Consider the following 1,362-nt stretch of genomic DNA (forward strand, 5'->3'; position numbering starts at 1 on the left):
GGGGTTGTATTGCTTCTGCCGATCCGTATAGTCGGGGTTGTCGGCGGGCAGACGCCCCCGCACATCGCACCTTGGCTCACGCCATAGGCCCACGGGGGGCGCTGTTACCCGATCTGATTACCGCCGCTTGGAACACACACAACCTAATTTTAGTTCCACAGCAGCGGTCATCTAAGAGGAGAGACATCATGTCTCAATCCACCAAGTTTGACCTTGAATTTGCCCTGGCCGATGCAGGCCACTCCCTGACTATCGACTTTGCTGCCATCAAAGAGCAGTTCCCCATCATGGATGTCGCCTCAGCCCTGACCGGGCAAGACGTAAAGAAAGTCGGCTCCAACACCTATCGACTGGACGATGCCAGTTGCCCACTATGTGGCCATAACGACTGCTTCACCCTCTATCCTGACGACGATAGCTTCCACTGCTTCAGTTGCGAGGAAAGAGGCGACGTGTTCGATCTAGTCGTCAAGTGCGGTCAAGCCGACAAGGCATCTGATGCTGCTCGTCTGCTCCTGCTGGGAGAACTGGCAGTCACCCCAACCGTTCGCAAAGTGGTGAAGCTGGAGCAGCCGATCTACACGGCCCCACCTGCTCGCCTGCAAGAACTCTTCAATCTCGCAGCTAGTCACTATCAGTCCCGTCTGGATGTAGACGAACTGATGGAGCGGCGTGGCCACTCTGAGGAGGTGTTGGTGGGGTTGGATATCGGCTTCTCCGGTGGCCTGAACAAGGTTCTGAAGGATGCAGGGTTCAGCCAAGAGGAGCGACTGGCCTCCGGTCTGGTCAAGCTTCGCAACGATGCCCCAGATCTGCTTCGTGACTTCTTCCCGAGCGGTGTCTATGTGTTCCCGCACTTCGACCGCAACGGACAAGTCAGCCGCTTCACCTTCAAGGACCCGAACAAGCAGCACCAGTACCAACTGCCGAGCGCCTGTTGGCTTAACGGGGTGCAGTTCTACGGGGAAGAGTGTCTGAATGCCCCCGGCCCTGTCGCCCTGGTAGAAGGGGAGAATGACCGCCTGTCGCTGGTGGATGCCGGTTGGCCGGGCCCTGTGCTGGCTAGCATTGGCACGCTGTCACAGACCCAGCTGGAGTGGTTGAAGCGTGAGCTGGCTGACCGTGACGTCGTAACCTTCTTCGACACTGATGAAGCGGGCGACAAGTACCGCTCAAAGATGGCTCGGCTGGGCCTCAAGCTGACCCAAGTCAAGCTGCCGGATAGCGTCAAGGACATCGACGAATACCTGCATAGCGACAACCCCTTGCCTCTGACCGAGCTGGTGGCAGCATTCACCCTGGTTGAGCCTGTGGCTGAGGTCGAAGCCGAAGCCGAAGCCGAAGCCGAAGCCGAAGCCGAAG

General features: G+C 58.3%; 1 protein-coding gene. It reads left to right on the forward strand.

The window, feature by feature from the left end; translation table 11 throughout:
• Window positions 1–188: 188 nt before the first annotated feature.
• Window positions 189–1,362 (forward strand): toprim domain-containing protein (locus OKB81_RS19540; protein WP_270805394.1); only part of this gene is annotated, 1,174 nt, incomplete at its 3' end.

This window comes from Aeromonas sp. QDB56, assembly GCF_027705505.1.
Lineage (GTDB): Bacteria > Pseudomonadota > Gammaproteobacteria > Enterobacterales > Aeromonadaceae > Aeromonas > Aeromonas caviae.